The organism is Roseibium sp. AWQ4_254 (genome assembly GCF_056161025.1).
Map to the genome: position 1 here is coordinate 299712 of NZ_JBSWYH010000001.1, position 26352 is coordinate 326063.

Here is a 26352-nt window from a genome sequence, read left to right on the forward strand (position 1 = left end):
GGAATGGCATTCTTGGAAAAAAACATTGCGCCTGAAATGAAACTGCAGCCCGATGACGCGGGCCGGCAGTTTCTGGCCCTGTCCGGCGACTGGACCGTGAACACGGTTGGCGAAGCGGAAACCGGCCTCGACCGGCTGGATGTCGCACGGGACAGGCTGACTTGTATCGACGTTTCCGAAGTCGAGCATCTCGACACAAGCGGGGCCTGGTTGATCCACCGCACGCGCGGGCACCTGGAATTCGAGGGCCGTAAGGTGGGGCTGACCGGCGTCACACCGGTACGGCAGAAGCTGTTTGACGAAATCGAGCACCACCATCCGCCCAACTTCCGGCCGGAGCGGGGCGGGTTCACGATTGCTGCCTTCCTGGAAATTGCCGGCCGCCAGGTGGTCGAAGCCTACAAAGACGCTCAGGCGATGCTGCATATTCTGGGCTCGCTCGGCCTGGTTCTGGCAACGGTTCTGTTGCGGCCGCGCCGTCTGCGAAGCGCCTCCATTGCCGTCCAGTTCGACCGCAGCTGCATCGGCGCCGTACCGATTGTTGCCCTGATGAGCTTCCTGATCGGCGCAATCATCTCCCAGCAGGGTGGGTTCTACCTCAAACAGTTTGGCGCCGATATTTTCGTGGTCGATCTGGCGGGCATCCTGGTTCTGCGGGAAATCGGCGTCATTCTGACAGCCATCATGGTTGCGGGCCGGTCCGGTTCGGCCTTTACGGCTGAACTTGGTTCCATGCGCATGCAGGAGGAAGTGGACGCCCTCAATGTGATTGGCCTCAGTGTCACCGAAGTGCTGGTTCTGCCCCGTATCCTGGCGCTCATGATTGCGCTGCCCGTGCTCACCTTCATTTCCGACATGTCGGCGCTGTTCGGCGCCGGGCTGATCACCTGGATCTATCTGGACATTCCTCCGGCGGCCTTTCTGGCCCAGCTTCAGGCGGCCATCACCCCAAGCACACTGGCTGTGGGGATCATGAAAGCGCCCTTCATGGCCCTGATTGTCGGGCTGATTGCCTGTGTGGAAGGGCTGAAAGTGGAAGGCTCCTCCGAATCGCTCGGCCGCCATACCACCATGTCGGTGGTGAAGGCCATTTTCCTTGTTATTGTGGTGGACGGCTTCTTCGCCGTTTTCTTTGCCGCCATCGGAGTCTAACCGCCTATATGCAGCAGACCGCCCCTGTATTTCCCGACGGACAGAGCGCCGCGACCCATGAGGGGTCCAATCATGTTTTGTCCGTGCGCGGGGTAACTGTCGGATTTGGCGACAAGATCATCCTGCAAAATCTTGATCTGGATGTCCGGCGCGGGGAAGTGCTCGGATTTGTCGGCGGTTCGGGCACCGGGAAATCCGTGCTCATGCGCACGATTCTCGGTCTGACACGGCGGCGGGCTGGTGTGATTTCGGTATTCGGGTATGACCTGTCCACGGCCACGGAAAAGGAACGCACCAGCATTGAGCGCCGCTGGGGCGTTCTGTTTCAGCAGGGCGCGCTGTTCTCCTCGCTCACCGTGAAGCAGAACATCCAGGTGCCGATGCGCGAGCATCTGAGCCTGTCACCGCAATTGATGGATGAACTGGCAACCCTGAAACTCGAGCTTGTGGGCCTGCCCCAGGACGCGGCGGACAAGCTGCCGTCAGAGCTGTCGGGCGGCATGATCAAACGGGCCAGTCTGGCGCGCGCGCTTGCGCTGGATCCGGATCTGGTGTTTCTGGATGAGCCGACATCCGGGCTCGACCCGATTGGGGCGGCCGCCTTCGATTCGCTGATCGAAAACCTGAGCTCCACCTTGGGGCTGACCGTTTATATGGTCACGCATGATCTCGATAGCCTGCATTCTATCTGTGATCGCATTGCTGTTCTTGGGAAAAAGCGCGTTCTGGCCATTGGAACGCTGGACGACATGATGAAAAATGACGATCCCTGGATTAAAGATTACTTCAGGGGTGAACGGGCGTTGCGCCGAGTATAGGTTGGACTGAATGGAAACCCGGGCAAGTTATATTCTGATTGGGGCCTTTATGGTCGCCATCCTGTTCGGGGCGTTCGGGTTCGTTTTCTGGCTGGCGGCCACTGCGGAGTCCCGGCAAAATGTGCCGCTGAAGGTGGTGTATCCGGGACCGGTGACAGGCTTGCCGCTGGGCGGGTCGGTTCTGTTCAACGGCATTAAGGTGGGCGACGTGAAATCCCTGGATTTTCTGCCCAATGATCCGACCAAGGTGGTGGCGACGGTTGGCATCAAGCCGAGCACACCGCTGCGCAAGGACACCAAGGCCACATTGAATTTCACCGGCCTGACCGGCGTTGCCTATGTGGATCTGTCGGGCGGGACGTCCTCTTCTCCGCTGCTGCTGGAGACGGAAGACGGCAAGACGCCAACCATTTACGCGGAGCGGTCCTTCTTTGATGACATTGTTGATGGCGCGCGGGATGTGTTGAAGCGTGCCGACACGACCATGCAGACGATTGAAGAAGTGCTGGTTGAGAACAAACCCTATATCAACGACACCATCAGGAACGTGGACACGTTCTCTGCGGCTCTTGCGGCCAATTCGGATGGGGTCAAGGATTTCATGGCCAATCTCGGCGAAGCCTCCAAGGCGTTTGCCAGCTTGTCCGGCCGTCTGGAAAAGCTGGCAGACCAGGGCGAACGGCTTCTGGCGGCTGTACCGTCCGACAAGGTCACCGCGATTGTGGAGGACCTGAGCACCTTTTCCAACAGCCTGGGCGAGGCCAGTCAGGACATCGACAGCCTGATGGCGGATGCCCAGGGCGCGGCCCAGGATCTGAAGACCTTTACCGGCAAGCTCAATGATGGGCTTGATCAGGTGCAGACCATCGTTCAGGCGGTCAAACCGGAAGATGTTGAGAAGGTCATGCAAGGCGCGGCGGCGCTGGGCGGGGTTCTGGAACAGCGCTCCGGCGAGATTGATACGCTGATCGTCTCCACCAGTCAGACCATGGGCAATGTCAATGAGATCGTTTCTGCGGTCCAGGAGCGCGAAGGGGCTATAGGTGACATTCTGGACGGCAGCAGGGATGTGGTGTTGAAGGTCGACGGGATCGTGTCGCGCGGCGTGGAAATCGCCGCCGCAATCGATCCGCTCAAGGTTGAGGAGGTGGTCCAGTCCGTAAGCACGTTCACGGCCGGACTGAACACGTCGCTCGGCAGCGTTGATGCGCTTCTGGCCAGCGTTGATCCACAGAAGGTGGAGAGCGCGGTCGACGGGGTTGCCAGCGTCATTGACAACTTCAACAATCAGCAGAGCCAGATCAACGAAATCATCGCCTCCACCAAGTCGACGGTTCAGAACTTCGAAGCTGTGTCAGCCACCGTGCGCGGCCAGGATGACCGCATAGCCGCCCTGATCACGGATGTGCAGGCGGCCGCTGAACGCTTTGCCGAGACGCTCCAGACCGCCGACCGGCTCATGAAGGCGGTGGATCCAGACAAAGTTGCCAATATTGTTGGTTCGGTCGAGACCGCCGCTGCGGACCTTGCCAGTGACGATAACGGCATACCTGCCATCTTGAGCAGTGCAAGGGATGCGGCCGACAATGTCCGGCAGTTGACGGAAGATCTTTCGAAGCGCACGCCGGATGTGGACCAGATCATCACCGATGCCAAGCAGATGGCCTCCACGCTGAATGCCACGTCAGTCCGGGTCGAAGGCCTTGTGGAGAAGGTTTCGACCATGGTCGATGGGGATGGCGAAGGTCTGATCAAGGAAGCCACTCTCGCGGCCGAAGCGATCCGCAAGGTGGCGGTTGCCTTTGAAAGCCGGGCTGACTCGATTGCAGGCGGTCTGTCGAAATTCGCAACCCAGGGCTCGGCGGACTTCACAGCGGCGCTTGCCCAGGTGAACCGCACACTGGTGGCGATCCAGCGGGCGGCGGAAAGCTTCGAGCGCAGCCCCAACCGGGTGATTTTCGGTGGAGAAGACGTGCCGACGTATAATGGCGGGCGCCGGCGATGAGAATGACAGGCAACAAGGGCAACGGCTCATGACACAGGCAAAGACCAACATGACCCGCAGGGGTGTCCTGGGGGCGCTTGGCCTCGGCCTTGTCACAACCGGCTGTGCCAGCACCGCGCCGTCCGCCTATTACAGCATCACGTCGAGCGATGTGGGCGCGGTGCCGGGCCGCTCGCGGCGGGCCCAGGTGCTGGTGGCCGCGCCACGGGCCTTGAAGGCGCTCGACACAAGCTATATTGCCGTGGTCGACAAGGGCCCGGTCTATACCTATTTTCCGAAATCGGCCTGGGCGGACACGCTTCCCAATGTCGTCCAGCTCAAGCTGATGGAAACCTTGCGCAACACCGGACGCCTGCGCGGTGTTGGACTTCCCGGCGACGGGCTTTTGATCGACTATCAATTGCAGACGGTGATCCGCGCGTTCGAGCTGCAGGTGAGCGGCACACGGGGCGTGGTGGAAATTTCCGCCCGTCTGGTCAATGACCGCAACGGACGGACTGTCGCTTCAAAAGTGTTCCGGTCCGACACCCGGGCAGGCAGCACCTCTGTCGACAAGGCCGTGGAAGCGATGAACGCCTCCGCCGACCGGGTCTTTGCGGAGATCGCCGCCTGGACGCTGAAGAGCGTCTGACCCTCGCCGGGTCAAACCAGCATCAAGGACAGCCAGGGCACGGCGATCAGCAGCGCCAGCCGGAAGATGTCGGCGGCCCAGAAGGGCAGGACGCCTGCAAAAATGGTTCTGAGCGGCACTTCGGTCAGCACGGAGCGCAGCACGAAGACATTGAGGCCGATGGGTGGTGAGATCAGGCTGATTTCCGTCACCACGACCACCACAATGCCGAACCAGATCAGCACCATGTCCGGATCGCTCAAGAGGCCGGTGCCGAAATCCAGCGATGTGACCAGCGGAAAGAAAACCGGAACGGTGAGCAGGATCATCGACAGGCTTTCCAGAACAGCGCCCAGCACGATGTAGATCAGCACCAGCACCAGCATCACCACATAAGCATTGACATTCAGCGACTGCACAAAGGTCAGCAGTGCATCGGGCACGCCCGCATAGCTGATGAAATTGGAAAACACTTCCGCGCCGATGATGATTGCAAAGATCATCGCAGTCGTGCGGGCGCAGTTGAGACCGGCGGAATAGATCTTTTCGAAGGTCAGGCCGCCGGACAGGAACGCAATGACCAGGGAGGAGGCCGCACCGATGGCCGCGGCTTCGGTCGGCGTGAAAAAGCCGCCATAAATGCCGATCATGATCACGGCGAACAGGCCCAGAACGCCGAGCACGCCCCAGACATCCTTGCGGGTAAGGGCGATGCCGTCCCTGGAGGTGGGGGCGAGGTCCGGCTTGATCAAAACCGTCACATAGATGGCGGCCAGATAAAACAGGACGCCCAGAAGGCCGGGAATGATTCCGGCCACGAAAAGCTTGCCGATATCGGCTTCCGTCAGCAGGCCGTAGATGATCAGGATCACGCTTGGCGGGATCAGAATGCCGAGTGTGCCGCCTGCAGCGATTGACCCGGTGGCAAGACTGTCCGCATATCCGGCCTTGCGCATGGATGGCATGGCGACTTTTGACATGGTGGCTGCCGTGGCCAGAGACGAGCCGCACACGGCTGAAAAGCCGCCGCAGGCGACAATGGAAGCCATGGCCAGCCCGCCGCGCATGCGGTAGAGCAGCCTGTGAGCGGTGCTGAAGAGGGACTGGCTGACGCCCGAGATAGTCAGGAGATTGCCCATCAGAATGAACAGGGGGATCACCGACAGCGTATAGGACAGCCCGGTGTCGAAGGCCGCATTGCCAAGCAGATTGAAGGCTGCATTCCAGTTGCGCAGCGCGGCAAATCCGGCCGTACCGACAATGATCATCGCAATAGCAATGGGCACGCGCAGGAGAACGAGGCCGAACAGGGCCACAAAACCAATCAGAGCTTCAAGCACGGGTCAGGCCTTTTCACGCAGACGTTTGAGAGACCAGAAAATGGCAGTGATGGCGGCAATGGCGAAAGAGGCAGCGCCAAGCCAGCCGATCAGGTAGAGGGGAATTTGAAGGGAGTCCGTCACTTGCTCCCGGCGCTGCAGCTTTTCGGCATGTTCAACCAGCTCCAGGGCAATCACGGCAAAGACAATGACAGTCGAGACACCGGCACAAAGAGCGCCGAGCGCTTTCAGGATGCGGCTCTTGAAGCCGTCGAGCAATTCCACTTCGATATGCTCGCCCGCAGCCGTTGTCAGGGGCAGGGCGAGAAAGATGAGCGTGGCCAGAAGAAGTTGGGTCAGCTCATAGGCCCCGTTCACCGGGCTGTTGAACAGATAACGGGCGACAACATCGACACAGGTCAGGCCGATCATGGCCATCAGCACGCACAGACAGGCAAAGCCGAGCAGGCGGGCGGCGCCGCGCCGGACAGGAGATGTCCAGCGCGGTGCGGCCTTGTCTGATCCGGAAGTGGACATCAGTTTGCGACGCCTGTTTCAGTGCGCAGTTGCTTCAGGGCCGCGGCACCGTCAAACCCGGTCTTCTTGACCGCATCGTCCCAGTCCGCTTCATACTTGGCAGCAAGGTCCTTGACCTTTGCAAGAACCGGGGCCGGTACGTCATAGACCTCGATATCCGTATCAGCGACATAGGCGGCACCGGCCGCATCTGCCTTGTCCCACACGCTTCCGGCAAGCTCTGCCAGGGCCGGGCCGGAGATCTTTTCAATCGCAGTCTGATCTTCCGGTGAAAGGCCGTCCCACACGTCCTCATTCATGACCATGAACCAGGAGGTGTTGTAGATGCCTCCGGGAACCTTCATGGAGTATTTGATATAGTCCGTCAGCTTGAACGCCTTTAGGGCTTCTATCGGGAAGGTGACACCGTCAATCACGCCTCTGGAGAGCTTTTCATAGACTTCACCGGGGCCCATGAACTGGGTGGTGACCCCAAGATCCTGGGACAGATCGGCAATATAGCCACCAGGGGTGCGGATCTTCAGGCCTGCAAAATCTTCAGGGGTTTCGATCTTGCGCTTGTTGTTGTGGAACATGCCCGGCCCATGGATCCAAAGTCCCAGCAGCTTGGTGCCCTTGTGCTCGGCCTGGGCGTCCAGTGTGCCGGCATAGACATCCCAATAGGCCTTGGAGCCTTCGGTGGCTGTGTCGGCAATGAAGGAGAACTGGCCGATACGCGAGCGCAGGAACCGGTCGTCCCGGGTGAAGGAATGCAGGCCATAGGTGATGTCGGCAATCCCGTCAGCGGCCAGGTCATAATGGGCCGGGGGCGGTCCGAGCGGCTTGGGCAGGATGCGCACGGTCACGCGGCCTTCGGTCACCTCGGCCACCTGTTTGGCCCAGGGCTCCATCACACCCGTGACAATCGGATGTTTCGGGGGCAGCCAGGACGACAGCACCAGCTCCTCGGCCGAGGCGCTCGACAGGGCGCTGCCGAGGCCAGTTGCGGCCATCACGGCCAGCATTGAAAGACATTTGATTTGTTTCACGGATATCTCCTCCCGAATACCGGCTCTTCTTTGAACAAGGTCAAAACGTGGCTCGAAAATAGTTGCAATTGAAACTAAGTCAATCCTAAAATCAAGTCTCTTGATTAAGAGGAGCGCAAGCGGACACAAGGGCGCCTTGAAATGTTGACCGCCGGCTAAGGAGGAGCGCATCCTTGGTTGGGGAGCGTGCAGGTCCAAACCGTTTGTCTTTTGTGCTGACATCTTTGATGTCAGGCTGCGAAAGGCAAATCCAACGAAACGCGAGCTGCGCCACTTGGATGCGGGAGGCTCGCGGCACTGAAAAGCACTGGGGCAAGATGAGCGAAGCGGACACAAAGGACAGGGACGGTGCGGCACGCGCTGGCTCTCGGACAGAGCTGGCGGCCGGACAGGGGGACAGACTGGGCCATAATCAGGGGAAGAACGCGGACCAAGGAGCTGCGTTTCAACTCGAGAGTTTCTTTCCCTATCTGGTGCGCGTCTTCTATGCTGATGTGACCCATGCTCTGTCTGCGGTCTATCAGCGGGACTATGGCATGATGCCGGCGGAATGGCGGACCATGGCCATTTTAGGAGCGTCTGCCGGGGGGCTTCAGGCAACGGACATCGTGGCCCGGTCCAGTATGGACAAGGTGGTGGTCAGCCGGGCGGTGAAGCGCATGGCCGAGCGCGGGTTTTTGACCCGGGAAACCAATACGTCCGATGGCCGCAGCTTTCTGCTGCAGCTCTCCAAGGAAGGGCGGGCGGTTTATGAGGATCTGGCGCCGAAACTCCTGGCGGTCGAACAGCGCATGCTGGAGGGGCTCTCCGAGGACGAGATCAAGGGCTTCCTCGCGGTCGCGCAGCGGATCCGGGACAATCTGGCGGGCTAGAGCATCGTGCATCAACCGGCCGTGCCGGTTGGTCTGAAAGAGCGTTTTGTCTACGACAAAAAAGGCGGCCTCCGGGGCCGCCTTTTCTTTTGTCATTTGACCGATGCCCGGTGTCAGTCCAGACGCCCGCTGGCATGGGCCAGCATGGTATAGACCTTGCCGGTGTCGGAGGTCAGATAGGTCTGGCCAAGCATGTTGTCCCGGTCATTGCGGGAGACCTGAGCGAGCAGCTGTTCGAAGTCGCTCACATACCGCTCGACTGCGGTGCGGAATTCAGGGTCGCGGGAATATTTCTGACGGATGTCGTCAAAGGTCTGCTGGCCCTGAAGAGTGTAGAGACGCCGGGTGAACACGTTGCGCTCACCATTCCGGTACCGGTTCCACAAGTCAATGAAGGTCTCGTGGTCGATGGCCCGTGCAATGTCGACGGACAGGGAGTTGAGGCTCTCCACCGTGTGCAGCGGGGTGCGGGCAATGCTCGTGTCCATGTTGGCGTCGTCATCACGCGAGGCGCGCCGCAGAAGATCTGCAACCCAGCCTTTGCCGCCTGCATCCGCGTCCGGCTGCGGAGCCGGCTGACGCCGGTTTCCGGAAGGCCGTTCCTTGGCCTTGCGCGGCTCACGGGCCGGGGCGGTCGGCTGCTGCGCCGGCACTCCCGGATTGAAGGCGGCCGGAGGTGCCATTGCAGCGCCCGGCTGGCTGGCCGGTTGCGGGGCAGGGGCCATGCTGGTGGCGCTTGCCTGGGCCTGCGGATAGGACACGTCCAGGGTGTTGGACTGTTTGGCCACGATTTCCGACAGCTCGGTCAAGGCGTGGATCTGCTCGTTGACAACCTTGCGCAGCGCGGCAGACGATTCTTCGGCTTCGTCCGGCAGGTTGAGCACGCCCTGTTTCAGCTCGTTCCGGGTGGCTTCCAGCTCCTTGTGAACCTCTCGGGCCACATCGCGCATCCGGGTGGCCGCATCGTTGAAGCGGTCCGAAGCGTCGCTGACCGTGCGGGTCATTTCGGAAATGATGTCGTCCTGGGCGGAGCGGATCGCATCGCGGGCCTTCTGGCCTTCCATGCCGGCCGTCAGGCGCATGGATTCGAACTGCTCAGCCACCTGCTTGGAGGCGGCTTCTGCCGCAGCCGAGAGCATGTTGGCGGCGTCGCGCGCGCGGTCGTCTGCAGATTCCAGCGTTTCCGACAGGGTCTGGGTGAAGGAGCGCATGAGCGTATCGACGGCTTCTGTCTTGGCCAGAAGCGTGTCGGCCACTTCCTCGATAGCCGTGCGGCGGTCTGCCACGCGTCCTTCCACAGACCGGTTGGTGTCTTCCAGATGCCGGGCGGCCCTGGTCAGCTCCTCGGACTGGCCGCCGAAGCGGCTGGTCAGGTTCTGGATATCGGCCAGGGTGGTCTGGGTGACATCGCGCAGGTTCGAAACCTGCTCGTCGATCAGGCCGGTGGTCTGGGTGGTCTCCTGAACCGCACGGTCAACGGCGGAGCGGAATTCACCAGCCCGGCGGGCCAGGTTGCCTTCCACTTCGCTGAGATTGTCCCCGGCGGTGGTGACGATGGTTTGCAGGTTGGTATTCGACGCTTCGACTTTCTGGAGAATGTCGGTAACGTCGGCCTCAAGCCGGTGTTTGGTGTCCCTGAGGAGCAGGGCGGCCTGATCACTGCGCTCGTTGATATTGGCAACGATCCGCTCGCCGGCCTCGACCAGCGACCGGGTCGCATCCAGGCCGGTATGGGCGAAGGTGTCGGTGACATCGCGGCCCTTGACCGTGATGGCGTCGAGAATGGCGCCATGCACTTCGGACAGGCGGCTGGTCAGGTCGTTCGCTCGGGCTTCGATGGCGCCAATCAGCTCGTTGCCATCGGTTCCGACCAGGCGGGCCAGTTCGCCGGAGCGGGCCCCGAACGCCTCGTTGAGGCTGGTTGCCTTTTCCAGCAGTTCATTGGCCACATCATTGCCGCGGCCCACCAGCAGATCGGCGGCTTCGGCAACTGCGCTGTTGACCCGGGCCCGGACCATGCCAGCTTCGCTGGACATCTGGCCGCGGATCTCTTCCAGAGTCTTGGCAAGCGTCATGCGCGCCTGTTCGCTTTCCGCCGACAGGTTGCCGGAGATTTCGGCAATGAGGCCGGCCAGCTGGTTGCGGACCTTTTCGCTCTCGCCGGTCAGGGAGCCGGAGAACTCGGCCAGGGTGCCTGCATAGAGCGTGCGGGCCTTTTCGCTTTCGGCCGTCATGGCGCGGGCGGCGTCGCTGACGGCGGTCAGGACCAGATCGCGGATCTTGGTGCTTTCGCCGGACAGAGCGCCAGTGGCCTGGTGCATCGCGGAGCTGACCGTGTCGGCGGCCTTCTGGCTCTCATTGTTCAGAACACCGCGGGCCTCACCAACCGAGCCAAGCACGATCTGGCGCATGCGGTCGCCTTCCCCGGCCAGCTTCTCCGTGGCCTGGGTGAGGGTGGTGTCGACCATCTCAACGGTCTTGGCACGCTCATCTGAGAGCGACTGCCCGGCCGCTGCAACAGCTTCCTGGATCACGTCACGCAGGCGCGTGCTTTCCGTGGACAGGGTTGCACCAGCCTCGGAAATGACGGCGGTCAGGATATCGCGGGCCCGTTCGCTTTCCCCGGTCAAGGTGCCGGAAATGCTTTCCAGGCGCTCGTTGAGCAGGGTTTCCAGCTGGGTGGCGCGGCTGTCGAGGGTTTCGGCAACCTCGAACACCTTGGCCCCGAGGGACACATTGATTTCGGCAATGCGCTCGGACAGGGACTCGGTGAGCTGTTCGCTCTGGCGGCCAAGCACGTTGCCGGCCTCCGACAGGCGGTTGTCGAGGGCGCTGGTCATTTCGTCCTGACCATCCACAAAGGCCTGCGCGATTTCCTTGGTTCTGGAAATCAGGGTTTCGGAGATCTGGCGCGCGCGGGCGTCCAGGGTCTCGTCAATGCGGTCCGTGCCGCTGGTCATGGACGCGGACAGAAGCTCTGCCTTTTCGGCCATGGCTGCTGCGGCGCCGTCGACCCGCTCGGACAGGCTGTCACTGATTTCGGCAGCCCGGTCGGCCAGGTTGTTCCCGGCGCTTTCGATGCGCTGGCCCAGCTGAAGGGTGATCGCGTCGGAGCGGTCCGCCAGCACATCGGTGATGTTGCGGGTCTTTTCTTCCAGCGCGTCGCTGATGCCGGTGGTCCGGTTCTCGATGGCCTCGGCCAGGATCTGGGTCCGGGCTTCCAGCGTGGCCTCAAACGAGGCCGTGCGCTGATCGAGGGTCAGGTCCAGCGTGTTGATGTGGCTGCCAAGCGAAGCATCCATCGTGCTGATGCGCTCACTCAGGGCGCTGTCCATGAAGGCGATCTTTTCGCTCAAGGACCCGTCCATGGAGGTGAAGCGCTGGTCAAGGGAGCCGTCCAGCGTGCTGATCCGGTCCGCAAGCGTTGCGTCGAACGTATTGTGGCGGTGGTCGAGCGACGCTTCGATGGTGGCAATGCGGCTGTCGAGCGATGTGTCGAACGCCGTCAGCCGGTCGCCAAGGGTCGCTTCCATGGCTGCTGTCTGGCTGCTGAGGGAAGCATCCAGAGAGGCGGTATGGCCGCCAAGAGTGGTTTCGATGAACGCGATCCGGTCGCCGAGCGAGGCATTCATTGCCTCGATACGGGTGGAGAAGGTCGTATCCAGCGTCGACAGGCTTGCATCCATGGCTTCGGACAGCAGCAGTGTCTTGGTGTCGAACGCGTCGACCAGCTGGCCACCCTTCTCCGTAACAATGGTGTCCAGTTCACCAAGGCGGGCCGACAGGCCTTCCTGCAGCGCACCTCCGGAGACTTCCAGAGTTTCGGTGATCTGGTTGCTGACCTGGGTGATGTCTGCAGCCACACGCTCGCCCCGGGTGCCGATCAGCTCGGCCAGCTGCGTCCCGGTTTCGGCCAGCTTGTGGGTGAGGGCGCCGGTCTGGTCGCTGAGCCCGGTGGCAAATTCGCTGGACACGCCTTCCAGGGTGTTGCGGAAGCCGACCGTCTGCTGTTCCAGCATGGTGGCCATTTCGTTGCTGCGGGCGGTCAGGCGCTCGTCCAGCTCGGTACCGTTAATGGAAATCGCCGTGTAGATGCGCTCCGAAATGCTGTCCAGCTTCTCGGCAAGCTCGCCACCGCGCACCGAAATGGTGTTGGTGAGGGATCCGGCGGTCTCGTCGAGCTTCGCTGCAATTTCGCCGCCGCGCAGGGACAGGTCGACAACGATGCTTTCGCCCGTGCCCCGCAGGATTTCGGCAACTTCCGTCGACCGGCTGGACAGTGTGTCCACGATTTCCGCGCCACGCATGGAAATCGTATCGGTCACAGTCTGTCCGCGTTCGGAAATGCTGTCCACGACCTTGGCGCCCGTGGCGGCCAGGGATTCGTCCAGATTGGACACGCGGCTGTCCACGGTGGAGACAAGCTCTTCGGTGCGTGAGGTGATCGTATCGATCAGGCGGCCCGAGGTGAGGGACAGGTTGGCGTTGATCTCCTCGCCGCGCTGGGTGATGAGGTCGCCCACATTGGTCCCGGTGTTTTCCAGGGTGGTGCGGAATTCATCGGCCTTGCTGCTCAAGGTCGCAACAACAGACGAGCTCGAAGAGGCCAGCGTTTCGTTGATTTCCGTGCCTTTCGCGGACAGGCCTTCCACGAAGGTCGTCGCGGTTTCCGCAAATTGCTCGTTCACCTGGTTGCCGCGCTCCGACAGGGTCTCCCACATGGTCGTGCCGGTTTCGGACAGATTGTCGACCAGTTCGTGACCGGTGAGCGACAGGCGGGACACATAGTCTTCCGCGCGGCTCGTCAGGCTGTCGACCAGTTCATTGCCGGAGGCGTTCAAGGTGGCGCCCAGCGTTTCGATCCGGGTGTCGACGGTTGAGGTCAGTTCCTCCACGCGGCTGTTGACCGCATCGACCATGCGCTGGGTCGCCTGATCGACCGTTTCCCCGAGCTCGCCGGACGTGTCGGAGAGCTGGGAGGAGAACTTCTCATGGGCACCGGCGATGGTTTCACGCACGCGCTCGGCGTTCATCACGATGGATTCCCGCTGGCTGACCAGTTCCTCGATCAGCGCGCGGATCTTCAACTCGTTGTCATTGTAGGAGCGCTCAAGGGAGGACACTTCGTTGTGCACCAGCACTTCCAGCTCGCTGGCTCTGGCAATCGCCCGCTCGATACCATCTCCCATGGCGGCGACTTCCCGGCGGATGGCCTGACCAACGCTGAGAATGGATTCCTTGGCCATGTCTTCCGGCTCGGCAAGGCGCAGGGCGACTTCGGTCATGCCGCGTGCGACGATCCGCATTTCCTGGGCGCGCCAGATCATCATGGCCATGACGAAGAAGAAGATGATCGGGACAACGATGCCGACGGCTGCCAGAACCACTTCAGGCGAGGCGAACAGGGCCTGGGGGTCGGTCAGAACGTCAACTTTGCCTTCAAAGGCCGACAAGAACATGAAGCTGCCGAGGACCGCCCAGACAACGCTGAGGGTCAGGGCGCCCCAGAAGGGGGCCGAAGAAGGACGGCGCTGCAAGGCGAAAATCAGGTTACCGATATTGCGGCGGTCGTCATTGGCTGCAGGCGGGCGGCCGCCACGGCCGCGCCGGCGCGAAGATCTTTGCTCTTCGCGCGCCGGGGCGCTCTGCTTAGACTGTTTTGATTTGGGGGGCGCTTCCTTTTCAGGGGCAGCACTTGCTTCCGGCGCGATGTCCTCAAGCAGGTCGGACCCTTCAGGTCCGCCAAAATCGAGTTTCAGCGCTTCTTCAACTGCTGACAGTGCTGCTTCCGCCGGATCTTTAGCCTTTGTCGGATTTGCCATTCTAGGATCGCCTCACGTCCGTACTCTCTACAAACCGGTTCAACTGATCGGTGCGCTACCCTTGCAACCGACCAAAGTTACCGGATGCGCCGTCTTGCCTGTACTGCTGGACTGCACAGTACCGCAAAATCTCTGACTGGGAAGGGCCGCCGCTGACCTACCTGCCGGAATTACCCCGACGGTAAGCTCCCCATCTTGCCGCATCAGTAACTGTAATGGCACAATCTCTCCTAACGAACAAGAAACGGTAATAGCGTGTATCACTTAGGGGGCGGTTTCGATGCCTGAATCGGTGAGAAAGAACGTAGCGGAAGATGTCCGGTCCGGGGCGAGGGCCGAGGCACTCAAACCAGGATCGCTGACAGCGCCGCAAAAGCGCTGGTTGCAAAAAGGGCTCGGTCAGCCGGGCGGAAAATTGCCGCTTTTTGATGACAACGGACGTGAAATTCCGGCGCGTACGATCCGCGCCTGTATTTCGGCAGGCTGGGCAGAGCCTTGGTTTTCCAACCCAATCAAGCCTGACTGGCTCGTCTGCAAGCTCACGCCTGCCGCAATCGCAGCGTTGACTTCAAGTCTAAACCGGAAAAAAAGTTAACGCCGATCCGGCGTGTCAGAAATGGGCAGACAATCGGAAACGGCAGAAAGTCAAGGTTTTTTCGAAGCATCATTTCGGGGGCTGGGAGAGGCGCGTTAACCAAAAATTCAATTTTTTGGGGACATTGGCCGAAGTGGAGCGGTTACCGGGCAGGTTTAACCGGGCATTTGGGTGTTGGGCGCACACTTCATGGCAGTTCAAGCCTGCGGCGAGGTGGCTGCAGGCGGTTCATGCAGCGTGGAGCGCCCCATGGCCCCCTCTTCAATGGCCCGCGTCAGCGGCCGTGCCGGTCCTGCAGCCCCGATTGATCTGGTGCAGCTGGCCACTAACACGTTAGGCAACAGGGATCTGGAAGTTCAGGTTCTTCATCTTTTCAAGTCCCAGTCCTGCACCACCATCGAGCGGCTCGCCTATGAGACCGATGAAAAAACCCGGCTGGATCTGGTGCACACGCTGAAGGGGTCGGCCCGGGCGATCGGTGCGGAACGGGTGGCCGATGTTTGCGAGAGTCTGGAAGGCCATATGCGGGCAGCCCCCGATGCGGCCACAGAGGGCCTTGTGGCTGCCGTGGACGAAGCCAACCGTTACATCAAGGATCTTCTGGAAGGCTGAACCCGCACCCGGCAGGCTTCTCCCGCCGCAAGGGGCGGGTGGCACATGCGGGACTATGTCATCATCCTTGACCTTTTTGACGGAAGGTTTATGTCGGATCTGCTGGAACCTGCAAATTCAAGGCTTGGACGCGACTTATGCCGAAAATTACGTTTGTTACCGCCGACGGAAACCAGACCGAAGTCGAGGCTGCCGAAGGCACGACGGTTATGGAAACCGCCATAAAGAACATGGTGCAGGGCATCGAGGCCGAATGCGGCGGTGCCTGTGCCTGTGCCACCTGCCATGTCTATGTTGATGATGCCTGGACGGACAAGACCGGCGCGGCCGAGCCCATGGAAGAAGACATGCTGGATTTTGCCTATGATGTGAAACCGGCGTCCCGGCTGTCCTGCCAGATCAAGGTGACGGCCGAGCTCGACGGCCTGGTTGTCCATGTGCCGGAGCGTCAGGCGTAAGGAGAGACGTCAGATGGTCCAACCGGACAGACCGGCTGGAATTTGAAACAAAACCCGCAGGCAGCGCCTGCGGGTTTTTACATGGGGCCTCGCCGCAGACCGCCTTCGCTCTTATTCAGCTGCCTGGGGAGCTGCTCTGCGAAACCAGACATCGACTTCCCGTCCATCCTCCGGCCGGGAGGGGATCAGGGAGGCCAGGGCCAGGCTGATAACCGCCATGAAGGCGCCTGCCAGGAAGACGGCGGTGGGTGAGATGAGCCAGATAAAGCCGAACAGCACCGGAATGAACACGGCGGCGATGTGGTTGATCGTGAAGGCGACCCCTGCGGTCGGCGCGATGTCCCTGGGATCGGCAATCTTCTGAAAATAGGTCTTCATGGCAATGGCCACGGCAAAAAACGCGTGGTCGATCACGTAAAGGCTCGCGGCCACAACAGCGTTGCTGACAAAGGCGTAGCTGACGAAGACGCCGATTAGGCCGACATATTCCAGCATCAGAGCCCTGCGCTCGCCAAAGCGGACGATCAGCTGGCCGATTTTTGGGGCCAGCAGCATGCTGAAGACGCCATTGAGCAGGAACAGTCCGGCAATCTCGTGCACGTCATAGCCGAACCGCTCCACCATCAGGAACCCCGCAAAGACCGTGAAGATCTGACGGCGGGCACCGCCCATGAAGGTGAGCGCATAATAGAGCCAGTAGCGTCTGCGCAGCACGAGTTTCTTGCGCTGAGGCACGCCTTCGCGGAACTGGGGATAGGCCAGAATGAGAAAGGCCAGGACCAACAGGGTCAGGCAGCCCGCAATGGCAAAAACCAGGGTGAAGGACAGGTCGAAGGTCTTCCAGGCAAAGAAGATCAGTCCATAGGCGATCAGCTGGGCGAAGGCGCCGACGGCAATGATCTTGCCCATGCTGGCGGCCGCCGTTGCCTTGGGCAGCCACTGCAGGGACAGGGACTGGGCCATGGTCTCATAATAGTGAAAACCGATCGACATGATCAGCGTGGTCACATAAAAGCCCATCGCGGTCGGAAAATAGCCGGTCACTGCAACGCCGATGCCCAGAAGCAGCAGGGAGACATAGGCCAGTGTCTGCTCGCGCATCATAAGAAGCAGGTAAACGGCAAGAAAGCTCAGGAACCCGGGGATCTCGCGGATCGATTGCTGAATACCGATTTCCCGGCCGGTGAAATCCAGCTCATGAACGGCGAAATTGTTCATCAGGTTCCACCACGCCGCGAAGGAAAGCTGCATGGCACCGGCCATGATCATCAGCAGAACCGCAGGCGACCGCCAGCCCGTTGTGTCCGTCGTGTGCGCGCTTTTAGAAAAATAGGTCATTCCGTTGCCATTGAAAAATGCGTCATATGTTGGGCAGAGACTTGCTTCTAATCCCAGTTGCCGCTTGCGTGTTAGCGCTGTTTTGTCATGATATATCTTTGAGGCGCCATTTTTGATGCGTCTTTATGTTTGTTGATGCGAAAGCGCACGGCGGGACCCCATGTTCATCCATCCGGAATTGTCAGAATTCCCGAGAGGGGCCATTGCGGCACCGATTATCGGCTATGCCCGCACGCAGCCCCGGGGGGCACTCAATGAATGGCACTCCCATGATGCGGCCCAGCTCTTTCATGTGGTGAGGGGCTCGATTGCGGTCGACACGGATCATGGCACCTTTTTCGCCCCGCCGGAACGGGCGGTCTGGCTGCCGCCGAAGGTGGCCCATCAGACCCGTTATCTGACCGATACGGATCTCAGATATGTCTATGTCCAGAACGGTCACATAGAGGGGCTGCCTGAAACCCCGCAGGTGATCCAGGTGACCCAGCTGCTGCGGGCGCTCATTCTGGAATTCATGTCCTTTCCCCGTGCGGAAACGGCCTCCGGGCCCGCCGCCCGGATTGCGGCGGTCATTCTGGATCAGCTCAAGACGCTGCCGGCAGCGCCGCTGCAGTTGCCTATGCCCCAGGAGGAGCGGCTGCGCAGCCTGTGTGAGGCAATGGTGCGCTGTCCGGCCCATATTCCGGCGCTCGGGGAAGCTGCGGCGCGCTGCGCAACCTCGCCGCGTTCGTTTGAGCGGCGCATGAAGGCGGAAACCGGCCTGAGTTACCGGACCTGGGTGCGGCAGGTGAAACTGTTCCGGGCCCTGGAACTGCTGGCGGCCGGGCGTTCCGTATCCGATGTCTCCCACAAGCTGGGCTATGAGGGGCCGAGCGCCTTTGTGGCCACGTTCAAAAAAGCCTTCGGGGTTACGCCGGGGCGGTATTTTGAAACGGATCCGCACTCTTCCGGCTGATCAGACCGGAGCAGATCTGTTCCCCCCGCGCGTGCCTTCCGCCCGGTTTGATCTGGCTCATGGCAAAGGGGGGCTGGCATGTCCAAGACTGGTGTCCAGAACATCCTGGAGGAAACGCCATGTTTAAAAAAGTGCTTGTTCCCGTCGATCCGGCCGAACCCGGATTTGCCGAAGAGGCTCTTGCCAAAGCAGCGCAGCTCGCCCGAGACTACGGAGCCAAGATCCACCTTCTGGCGGTCTGCCCGGAAGTGCAGAGTTTTGTGGCCAGCCAGCTGCCGGAAGGCTGGCAGCAGCGCGAGATCGACGAAACGACAACGGTGCTGGACAAGATCGGCGCAAAGCTGGATGTGGCGCCCGGAACCGTGGATTGCCAGGTGCGCATGGGCAGCGTCTATCACGAGGTGATTGAGGAAGCGCAGGCATCAGACTGCGACCTGATCCTGATGACTTCCCACAAGCCGGGCCTGTCCACTTATTTCATCGGCTCGAACGCAGCCCATATTGTCCGCCACGCCCCGTGCTCGGTGCTGGTGCTGCGCGGATAGGGGTATCTGGCGGAGGCAGAACCTTAAGGCGTGCGGGTCAGCAGCATGGCTACGGCGGCATAGCGGAACGGGTAGAGATCCGGGGCTTGTTTCAGAATGTTTTCTGCACGCTCATAGATCCGGTTGACCAGATCTGTCCTGCCGGGTGTTTCCGGCAGGGCGCCGGTCAGGACCGCTTCGGTAAAGGTGCGGAAGAAATTGACATAGTCCCGGGCGTAGAGGTCAAGATCCCCGTCCTGCTTGAAGCGTTCGACAAAGGGGACCGGGATTTCATAGTCAAGCGCGTCCTCGATCCGGAACAGGCCGGCATTGGCAGAGCGGCTGTCCCTGACCGGGCCGGTCAGCTCCTCAAGCGTGCGCATATAGACCGGCTGATAGTAGCGGTCATAGAGCTGCCTGGAGATGTCCCCGGCCTCCAGGGCCTCCAGCACGGCATCATTTAACAGATCGTAGAGCCCGTCGCAGGTGCGCACCTCTCCGGCCGCGCCGAACACCTGAACCAGAAGCTTGCCGCCGGGCACGAGTTCGCGGGCGCGGGCGGACAGGAAGGCGGCGACATCCTGCCGGGCCTGAGCGGCGAAGGCGTCCTGGTCCTCCTGGGAGACGAACCCGTTGGCACGGGTCCGGCTGGGGCCGTTGGGCAGAATATATCCGGGCAAGGTGTCAACCGGGCGCCGGGACAGAAAGCCGATGGCGTTGAACGTCGTGGCAAAGTGCACGCTTTGGTCTGGCCGCAGCTGGTCATACATTGAGCCTCCGGCAATGGAGGAATAGATCCGCTCCTGCCCGAAGACGGAGCGGCCATCGGGGCGCAAAGTGCGCAACAGGGTCGAAAAATCATTGGTCGGCAGATCGGAATGCACCGTCTCCACCGGCCGGGACGTGCGCGGCAGCAGGCGCGCCAGCACCTCTTTCATGAAGGCAATGGAATTGCGGCCTTCAGAGCAGCCATAATCGGCAAGTGTCACCGGCTTCCCGCCATCCAAGGGGAGCTCTTCGGCGGCCCGGTGCGCCAGGGGCAGGATGGCTTCAATGGCGGCCCACTGGGGCTGGGAATTGGCATTGTAAAACCCATGCCCTGTCATGCCGGTCGTGGTCGCATGGGCATCGGCCGGGGGGAGCACATCACGCTGCATCAGGATTTGCCTTCCATTGAAAAAAAGTCTGCGATTTCGAGTCTTTCGCGATTATGTCCAAGAGCCCACTTGAGTGAATCCCAGTTTTACTATTGATAAAAATGCTTATTTTTATTCCTTTTGATGTATTTATTCCTTTTGGGGTCCGATTTTAGCTTATTATTATTGTTAGTGGTTTCGTTGGGTTTGTTTTTTAGATTATTTTTAGGAAAAAATCTGGGTGGGAATCAACATGTCTTTTAGTCGTTGGCCGATCGCACTGAAAATCTGTGCGCCGGTTGTTGTCATTGCAGCCTTTGCTGCCATTCTGGCCATCGTGTCCCTGAGTTCCCTCAGTTCTGCCATGTATGAAGAACGGCAGGCCAAGATCAAGGACATCACCCAAACTGCGCGGGCCATTGCAGCCCGGTTCCATGATCTGGAACAGTCCGGAGCCTTGAGCGGGGAAGAGGCTCAGAAACGAGCATCTCGATGCCCTTGGCTCGATGCGCTACGAGGACGGCAAGAACTATATGGTCGTGATTGACTATGATGCGCGCATGCTGGTGCATCCTAGCCCCAAGCTGGTGGGGACCTCGATGCCCGGCCTCAAGGACGTCAATGGTGTGTTGATCAATGAAGATCTGCGCAAGGCGGCCCAGGCCGGAGGCGGCTTCGTCCGCTATCACTGGCCGCGTAAGGGCGAAGAGGTCCCGGTTGAAAAATGGAGTTATTCCGACGGCTTCGAGCCCTGGGGCTGGGTGATCCTGACCGGCGTTTACGTGGATGATCTCAGCGCCGCCTTCTGGCGGCAGGCGATGATCATTATGCTCCTGTCGGTGACCGGGGCGGCGGTCGCTGGGGCCATCGCCTATCTGGCCTATCGCAGCGTCGTGGTGCCGCTCCGGGCGCTGACCGTCAATATGGGCGCGCTCGCGCAGGGTAATACGGATATTCACATTGACGGCTCCGACCGGGGAGATGAGGTCGGTCAGATGGCGCTGTCCATGGAGGTGTTCCGGCGGAATGAAACTGCGCGGCGGGAGCTGGAGGACCAGCAATCGGCCAGCCAGGAAGACGCAGCCCGCAAAGGCCTCGAAATTCAGCAGTTGAGCGGTGAATTTGATGGTCAGATCACAGATATGATGGCCATCATCGACCAGTCGGTTGAAAGCCTTCAAGCCGCGTCTTCGGACATGACCGGGGTGGCGGCCGAAACCAACGAACAAAGCAGTCTGGTGTCCCAGTCCTCATCCCAGGCGGCCAGCAATGTGGAGATGGTCGCAGCGGCTGCTGAAGAATTGTCGGCCTCTGTCAGCGAGATCCGCCGTCAGGTTCAGAGCTCCAGCGACATTGCGGCCAAGGCCTCAGGCGAGGCGGAAGCCACCAATGAGCGCATGAACGGATTGTCCGAAGCCGCAACCCGCATCGGTGAAGTGGTGACGCTGATCCAGGCAATTGCCGAACAGACCAACCTGCTGGCGCTCAATGCCACCATCGAGGCGGCCAGGGCAGGTGAGGCCGGCAAGGGCTTCGCGGTTGTGGCGGCTGAAGTCAAGGACCTGGCGACCCAGACCTCCAAGGCAACGGAAGAGATCTCAAGCCAGATCAGCGCAATCCAGGAAGAGACCAGCCACGCGGCCAGTGCAATTTCCTCGGTGACGGAAATCATCAACAACATGAACGAGATTGCGTCGTCCATTGCTTCATCGGTGGAAGAGCAGGGCGCGGCAACTCAGGAGATCGCGGCCAATGCAACGGAAGCTTCGCGCAGCACGGTGGACGTGACCAGCAGCATTGAATTGGTTGCCAATGCGTCGGAAGGCACGCGGGGCACCGCAGAGCGGGTCGACATGGCCGCCAAGGAGCTGAAGCAGAATGCAGATGTTCTGCGGGATCAGGTGGCCACGTTCCTTGAAGAGGTCCGCATGCGTTCGGCCGCCTGACCGGCAGGATTGATCTCACGATGCTCTGATGCGTGCCGCGATTGATCGGATTTGCCTTTCGCTGACTGACATCAGTGATTTCAACGCGGCACGCGCCAGATCTTCAGAAGAGGCAAATATATCCCCCGAGGCTCTGGCAGGGTCGTCCTGTGGAGGTTTGTTTGGTCCCCGGCGGGTGCTGTCAGGTCCTTGCCAGCACCTTCATGGCCTCGGTCAGGCCTTCCACTGTCATCGGGTACATGCGCCCTTCCATGAGCTCGCTCAGCATTTGAATGGAGTGGGTATAGGCCCAGTGCTCCTGGCGCACCGGGTTCAGCCAGACCGCGCTCTTGTAAAGGCTTGTCACCCGGCCCATCCAGGCCGCCCCCGGCTCCTCGTTCCAGTGTTCCACCGAGCCGCCCGCATAGGCGATCTCATAAGGGCTCATGGAGGCATCGCCGACAAAGACGATCTTGTAGTCGGCCGGGTATTTGTGCAGCAGATCCATTGTGGCGATGCGCTCGGTATGCCGGCGCCGGTTTTCCTTCCACACATATTCATAAAGGCAATTGTGGAAGTAGAAATGTTCCATCACCTTGAATTCGGATTTGGCCGCTGAAAACAGCTCCTCACAGACGCGGATATGGTCGTCCATGGACCCGCCAATGTCGAAAAACAGCAGCACCTTGACCGCATTGTGACGCTCCGGGCGCATCTTGATGTCCAGAAGACCCTTATGGGCGGTGGCGCGGATGGTGCCGTCCAGATCCAGCTCGTCCGCCGCGCCCGTGCGGGCGAAGCTGCGCAGCCGCTTGAGCGCCACCTGAATGTTGCGGGTGCCCAGCAACTGGGTGGCGTCCAGATCCTTGAAGTCGCGCTGGTCCCACACCTTGACGGCGCGCCGGTGGCGGCTCTCCTTCTGGCCGATCCGCACGCCTTCCGGATTGTAGCCATAGGCTCCGAAGGGCGAGGTTCCGGCCGTGCCGATCCACTTGTTGCCGCCCTGATGGCGCTTTTCCTGTTCCTTCAGCCGTTCGCGCAAGGTCTCCATCAGCTTTTCAAAGCCGCCAAGGGCCTCGATCTGCGCTTTTTCCTCCTCACTCAAGTGCTTTTCCGCAAGCTTTCGCAGCCAATCTTCGGGAATGTCCGTGACCGGGACATCGCTCATCAGGTCGAGCCCCTTGAAAACGTGGCCGAACACCCGGTCGAACTTGTCCAGATTGCTTTCGTCCTTCACCAGGGTGAGGCGCGCCAGATAGTAAAAATCCTCCACCCGCCGGCCGGCCAGATCCTTGTCCAACGCCTCCATGAGGGTCAGATATTCGCGCAAGGAGACCGGCAGGCCGGCCGCTTTCAGTTCGCTGAAGAAAGAGATGAACATGGGCTGAGCCTAACGGGAGCGCAAGGGCCTGTCGAGCCGGCACGGATGGTCGGGAAACGGGCCGGCAGGGCGGCGGCCCCGGCTCAAGGTTTGCCACCGTTTGCAGTAGGTTTATCGCCACTTTCAGACGAGGCGACCAGTTCGCCCATGAAGTCCTTCACATTGGGGCCGCTGGTGGCCAGAAACGGTGCCGGGCGGCAGACCGAAATGGCGGCAATGCCGATGCGCGCGGTCAGAAGCCCGTTGATCACTCCTTCGCCCAGCCGGGCGGAGAGGCGGGCAGCAAGGCCCTGGCCGAGAATTTCAGAGGCCAGACTGTCTCCGGCTGCCATGCCGCCGGTCACCGCCAGATGGGTCAGGACCTGACGGGCCAGGCGCAGGAAGCCCAGCGTGCCCGGGCGGCCTCCATAAAGAGCGGAGAGGCGGCGGATGGTGCGCAAATTTTCAAACAGCACCACCAGAAGGTCGACCAGCGCTCGCGGACTGACAGCGGTGATGAGAGACACCCGCTTGGCGCTGTTGAGCACAATCTTGCGCGCTTCCTGATCCAGCGGCGCCAGCAGGTCCCGCTCGGCCAGCAGCACCAGGTCACGTCCGTCAATCACCTCGCGCATATGGGCTTTCAGTGCGGCGCGCCCCTGGGCGGTTTCCGGCCGGTCCCGGTAAAGGTCCAGCAGATCCTGAAGCCCCGTGCGGGCGGCTTTTGTCTCATCGGCTTCGGCTGCCGTGTTGAGCCTCTGGCGCAAGCCGTCGATCCGGCCCAGGCGCCAGAGCCCGGCCAGTTCGCGCAGGACGAGGCCGCAAAGGCCGAGGGCCGCCAGCGCCGCCAGAGCGACCCCGAGCCAGCCCAGCCAGTCGGTGCGGGCAAACAGATCCCGGATCAGGCTGTCGACCGCAAGGCCGATGGCAAGCGAGACCAGGCCGCCAAGACCGACCATCAGCCATTTGCCGAAGCCGGCGCCCGTCTTCGGGGTGCTGGCGGTTCTGGGCAGGCGCAGATCGTCTTCGTCTTCCACCGCCTGGGTGATGACCGCCTCATCGGCCACCGGCTGGCGGTGGTCGTCGTCTGCGCTCAGATGCACCTTGCGGTCATCCAGGCGGAAGGCCGCCGGGCTGCGGCCCTCGTCTGCAGGCTGCGTGCTCATGCCAGGCGGTCTCCAATCAGAAATTCAAGGGCTCGGTCCAGGCGGATATGGGGCAGTGACAGGGGCAGGCCTTCGGCGGTCCTGTCCAGCTCGGGCGGGCGGAAGCGCAGGAAATGCAGCTGGCGCGGGCGCCGCCCGATCTTCGGCCCCGTGGCTTCAGAAACAGATTCAACTTGCCGGAAAACTGATTCAGGATCTTTCGGTAAGTCTCCGGGAAACATGGCAATTTCCGTTTTGCCATCATAGGTGTCGCCGTTCAGCCGCTCGCCGGGCAAGGGCGTTCCCAAAATGGCGGGCAGCGCGTCGGCCCGGTGTTTGACGGTGGCCTCCCGGGTGGCGCGCACGGCGGCCAGCGCCAGCGCCTCCACCTCCGCGCCCTTGAAGCGGGCCCGCTCCCCCGCCCGGGCCACGAGGCGTTTGAGCACGGCTTCCAGCCGGTCGTGATCGGAACTGTGCAGATGATCCGCCTTGGTGGCGGCAAACAGGATCCTGTCGATCCGGCGGGACACAATGGAGCCGAGCCAGCTGCGCCGTCCGGGCCGGAAAGCGGACAGAACCTCGCTGAGGGCGGTTTCCAGATCCGCCACCGCGTCGGGGCCCGCATTAAGGGCATGGAGCACATCCACCAGCACGATCTGCCGGTCGAGCCGGGCAAAGTGATTGCGGAAGAAAGGCCGCACCACATGGGTTTTATAGGCTTCAAAGCGCCGCTCCATCATGGCCCGCAACGTGCCAGAGCGGGCCGGGCCCGCGTCCGCGGCAATCTCCAGCGGGGCAAAGGTGAGGGCGGGGGAGCCGTCCAGATCGCCGGGCATCAAAAACCGGCCCGGCGGCAGCATGGACAGCGCATGGGCGTCGGCCCGGCAGGCGGTCAGATAGGTTTTGAAGCTGGCGGCCAGAGCCTGGGCGGTGGCCTCGCTGTCTGCCCCGTGCGGATCTGCAGCCTCCAGAGCGGCCAGAAACGGCGCGGCGACCTTCTCCCGGCTGCTGTCCCGGGCGCGGGTGAGGGCATCGGCGGAAAAGGCGGCAAAATCCTTGGCCAGAAGCGGCAGATCCAGCAGCCATTCGCCCGGATAGTCGATCAGGTCCACATGGAGCCGCCCGGGGCCAAGCTTGCGGTGGAAGAAGGACGCGCTTTCATAATCGATGGTGAGCCGCAGTTCGGACACCTGGCGGGTGGAATCCGGCCAGATCCGGTCCTTCACCAGGGCGGCCACATGGGCTTCATAGTCGAAGCGCGGCACCGCATCATCGGGCTGGGGCTGCAACCGTGCACCCGTCATGCGCCGTCCGGCGGAGGCGCTGAACAGCGGCAGGCGCCCGCCATGGACAAGATTGTGGACCAGCGCGGTCAGGAACACGGTCTTGCCCGCCCGCGCCAGCCCGGTCACGCCCAGCCTCAGGCTCGGCACCGCCAGCCCGCCCGCCGCATCGGCAAGGTTTGCCAGCGTCAGCCGGGCTTCGTCGGTCAAGGTGGTCAATGAATTCAAGAAAACGGCCTCCGATGCGTTCATGTAGGCGAGCGAAGGGCAGAGTGCAAACGGGAGGGGGCGTTTGCCGGAGAGCCAGGGGCCGCCCAACAAAAAAGCCAGCGCCGGAGCGCTGGCCTTATCTGGTGCATATCTCAGCTTGTTAACGGCTGGACTGCGTATTCTGAACACTACGAAGATTTCAGATTTGAGATGCATCGTCAAGTTGATAAACCTGAGAAAACACCTCCTTCAGAATACGTAGTCCAGCCGCAACTACACACATTTTTTACACTTGTAAAAACTGTAAAAAACTGCGTGCCATTTTTGCCTGTCGAGCTTGTATCCTACAGGACTACCCATTAAGCTAGATCAAGTGTCAAGTTAACCCCCGACTTTGCCTCCAAGTTGGACCTAGGAGAGTCAGGCATGCCATCAAGGTATGCTGTTCATAAATTCCTTTTTGATTGGAGTCAATATGCCTTACACACATTTAAAGTGAAAACGTAACTTCTACGGTAACCAATGACGTTGGACTGCTAGCGTTGGTAACGCGTCGCACGAGTCATTGCGGTTAGCCTGCATATTCTGCACTGCTACCTTTGCGGTTATTTTTGTTTATCCTCGTCACAAGTTGCGGTTGGCCTGCGG

21 protein-coding genes are annotated in these 26352 nt (G+C 60.9%); 12 read left to right on the plus strand and 9 right to left on the minus strand.

The features are described from left to right. The first annotated feature begins 3 nt into the window (after positions 1 to 3). Genes ACXAIC_RS01340 through ACXAIC_RS01355 form a run of 4 tightly spaced genes read left to right on the plus strand, consistent with a single transcriptional unit; the run spans position 4 to position 4606 of the window. Positions 4 to 1152 (plus strand): ABC transporter permease, encoded by a 1149-nt coding sequence (locus tag ACXAIC_RS01340; RefSeq protein ID WP_475172771.1) that lies wholly within the window; start codon positions 4 to 6, stop codon positions 1150 to 1152. Positions 1153 to 1160: 8 nt separating this feature from the next. After that, positions 1161 to 1970: an ABC transporter ATP-binding protein gene (locus ACXAIC_RS01345; protein WP_475172774.1), complete on the plus strand. Its 810-nt coding sequence runs from the start codon at positions 1161 to 1163 to the stop codon at positions 1968 to 1970. Positions 1971 to 1980: 10 nt separating this feature from the next. Further along, positions 1981 to 3975: an MlaD family protein gene (locus ACXAIC_RS01350; RefSeq protein WP_475172775.1), complete on the plus strand. Its 1995-nt coding sequence runs from the start codon at positions 1981 to 1983 to the stop codon at positions 3973 to 3975. A gap of 28 nt (positions 3976 to 4003) precedes the next feature. Beyond that, positions 4004 to 4606: an ABC-type transport auxiliary lipoprotein family protein gene (locus ACXAIC_RS01355; RefSeq protein ID WP_475172778.1), complete on the plus strand. Its 603-nt coding sequence runs from the start codon at positions 4004 to 4006 to the stop codon at positions 4604 to 4606. Between the two features lie 11 nt (positions 4607 to 4617). On the opposite strand, the gene ACXAIC_RS01360 is transcribed toward ACXAIC_RS01355, so the two are convergent. Genes ACXAIC_RS01360 through ACXAIC_RS01370 form a run of 3 tightly spaced genes read right to left on the minus strand, consistent with a single transcriptional unit; the run spans position 4618 to position 7469 of the window. Next, positions 4618 to 5925 (minus strand): TRAP transporter large permease, encoded by a 1308-nt coding sequence (locus tag ACXAIC_RS01360; RefSeq protein WP_475172781.1) that lies wholly within the window; start codon positions 5923 to 5925, stop codon positions 4618 to 4620. Positions 5926 to 5928: 3 nt separating this feature from the next. Further along, positions 5929 to 6441, minus strand: coding sequence for a TRAP transporter small permease (locus ACXAIC_RS01365; RefSeq protein WP_475172783.1), 513 nt, complete (start codon positions 6439 to 6441; stop codon positions 5929 to 5931). Then, positions 6441 to 7469 (minus strand): TRAP transporter substrate-binding protein, encoded by a 1029-nt coding sequence (locus ACXAIC_RS01370; protein ID WP_475172785.1) that lies wholly within the window; start codon positions 7467 to 7469, stop codon positions 6441 to 6443. The genes ACXAIC_RS01365 and ACXAIC_RS01370 overlap by 1 nt, the downstream gene beginning before the upstream one ends. Before the next feature lie 317 nt (positions 7470 to 7786). Here ACXAIC_RS01370 and ACXAIC_RS01375 point away from each other — a divergent pair, with 317 nt between their 5' ends. Further along, entirely contained in the window at positions 7787 to 8341 is a 555-nt protein-coding gene (locus tag ACXAIC_RS01375; protein ID WP_475172786.1) for a MarR family winged helix-turn-helix transcriptional regulator, read from the plus strand. 113 nt (positions 8342 to 8454) lie between these two features. Here ACXAIC_RS01375 and ACXAIC_RS01380 read toward each other — a convergent pair whose 3' ends face one another. Further along, positions 8455 to 14163 carry an apolipoprotein A-IV repeat region-like domain-containing protein gene (locus ACXAIC_RS01380; protein WP_475172787.1) on the minus strand — a complete coding sequence of 1903 codons (5709 nt, stop codon included), beginning with the start codon at positions 14161 to 14163 and terminating at the stop codon, positions 8455 to 8457. Between the two features lie 280 nt (positions 14164 to 14443). On the opposite strand from ACXAIC_RS01380, the gene ACXAIC_RS01385 reads away from it, so the two are divergent. The 3 genes from ACXAIC_RS01385 to ACXAIC_RS01395 all read left to right on the plus strand — a co-directional run bounded on the left by ACXAIC_RS01385 (position 14444) and on the right by ACXAIC_RS01395 (position 15828). Continuing rightward, positions 14444 to 14758, plus strand: coding sequence for a hypothetical protein (locus ACXAIC_RS01385; protein ID WP_475172789.1), 315 nt, complete (start codon positions 14444 to 14446; stop codon positions 14756 to 14758). Between the two features lie 249 nt (positions 14759 to 15007). Continuing rightward, positions 15008 to 15370 (plus strand): Hpt domain-containing protein, encoded by a 363-nt coding sequence (locus ACXAIC_RS01390; protein WP_475172791.1) that lies wholly within the window; start codon positions 15008 to 15010, stop codon positions 15368 to 15370. Between the two features lie 137 nt (positions 15371 to 15507). Continuing rightward, on the plus strand, positions 15508 to 15828 hold the full coding sequence (locus ACXAIC_RS01395) for a 2Fe-2S iron-sulfur cluster-binding protein (protein WP_475172792.1): 321 nt from the start codon (positions 15508 to 15510) through the stop codon (positions 15826 to 15828). Positions 15829 to 15939: 111 nt separating this feature from the next. On the opposite strand, the gene ACXAIC_RS01400 is transcribed toward ACXAIC_RS01395, so the two are convergent. Then, complete coding sequence (locus ACXAIC_RS01400) at positions 15940 to 17166, minus strand: MFS transporter (protein WP_475172793.1); 1227 nt, start codon at positions 17164 to 17166, stop codon at positions 15940 to 15942. 160 nt (positions 17167 to 17326) lie between these two features. On the opposite strand from ACXAIC_RS01400, the gene ACXAIC_RS01405 reads away from it, so the two are divergent. After that, positions 17327 to 18121, plus strand: a complete 795-nt coding sequence (locus ACXAIC_RS01405) for an AraC family transcriptional regulator (RefSeq protein ID WP_475172796.1) — start codon at positions 17327 to 17329, stop codon at positions 18119 to 18121. Between the two features lie 119 nt (positions 18122 to 18240). After that, complete coding sequence (locus ACXAIC_RS01410; RefSeq protein ID WP_475172797.1) at positions 18241 to 18666, plus strand: universal stress protein; 426 nt, start codon at positions 18241 to 18243, stop codon at positions 18664 to 18666. 23 nt (positions 18667 to 18689) lie between these two features. Here the strand turns inward: ACXAIC_RS01410 and ACXAIC_RS01415 are convergent, their stop codons facing one another. Then, positions 18690 to 19802: a class I SAM-dependent methyltransferase gene (locus tag ACXAIC_RS01415; protein WP_475172799.1), complete on the minus strand. Its 1113-nt coding sequence runs from the start codon at positions 19800 to 19802 to the stop codon at positions 18690 to 18692. A 232-nt stretch (positions 19803 to 20034) separates the two neighbouring features. Between ACXAIC_RS01415 and ACXAIC_RS01420 the strand changes: the two genes are divergently transcribed. Further along, positions 20035 to 20328 carry a hypothetical protein gene (locus ACXAIC_RS01420; RefSeq protein WP_475172801.1) on the plus strand — a complete coding sequence of 98 codons (294 nt, stop codon included), beginning with the start codon at positions 20035 to 20037 and terminating at the stop codon, positions 20326 to 20328. Next, positions 20288 to 21727 carry a methyl-accepting chemotaxis protein gene (locus ACXAIC_RS01425; protein ID WP_475172804.1) on the plus strand — a complete coding sequence of 480 codons (1440 nt, stop codon included), beginning with the start codon at positions 20288 to 20290 and terminating at the stop codon, positions 21725 to 21727. The genes ACXAIC_RS01420 and ACXAIC_RS01425 overlap by 41 nt, the downstream gene beginning before the upstream one ends. A gap of 181 nt (positions 21728 to 21908) precedes the next feature. On the opposite strand, the gene ACXAIC_RS01430 is transcribed toward ACXAIC_RS01425, so the two are convergent. The 3 genes from ACXAIC_RS01430 to ACXAIC_RS01440 form a co-directional block, all read right to left on the minus strand. Next, positions 21909 to 23087: a vWA domain-containing protein gene (locus tag ACXAIC_RS01430; protein WP_475172805.1), complete on the minus strand. Its 1179-nt coding sequence runs from the start codon at positions 23085 to 23087 to the stop codon at positions 21909 to 21911. 83 nt (positions 23088 to 23170) lie between these two features. Then, a complete protein-coding gene (locus ACXAIC_RS01435) occupies positions 23171 to 24232 on the minus strand; it encodes a YcjF family protein (RefSeq protein ID WP_475172807.1) in 1062 nt (353 codons plus the stop codon). Then, a complete protein-coding gene (locus ACXAIC_RS01440; RefSeq protein ID WP_475172809.1) occupies positions 24229 to 25746 on the minus strand; it encodes a YcjX family GTP-binding protein in 1518 nt (505 codons plus the stop codon). The genes ACXAIC_RS01435 and ACXAIC_RS01440 overlap by 4 nt, the downstream gene beginning before the upstream one ends. Between the last annotated feature and the right edge of the window lie 606 nt (positions 25747 to 26352).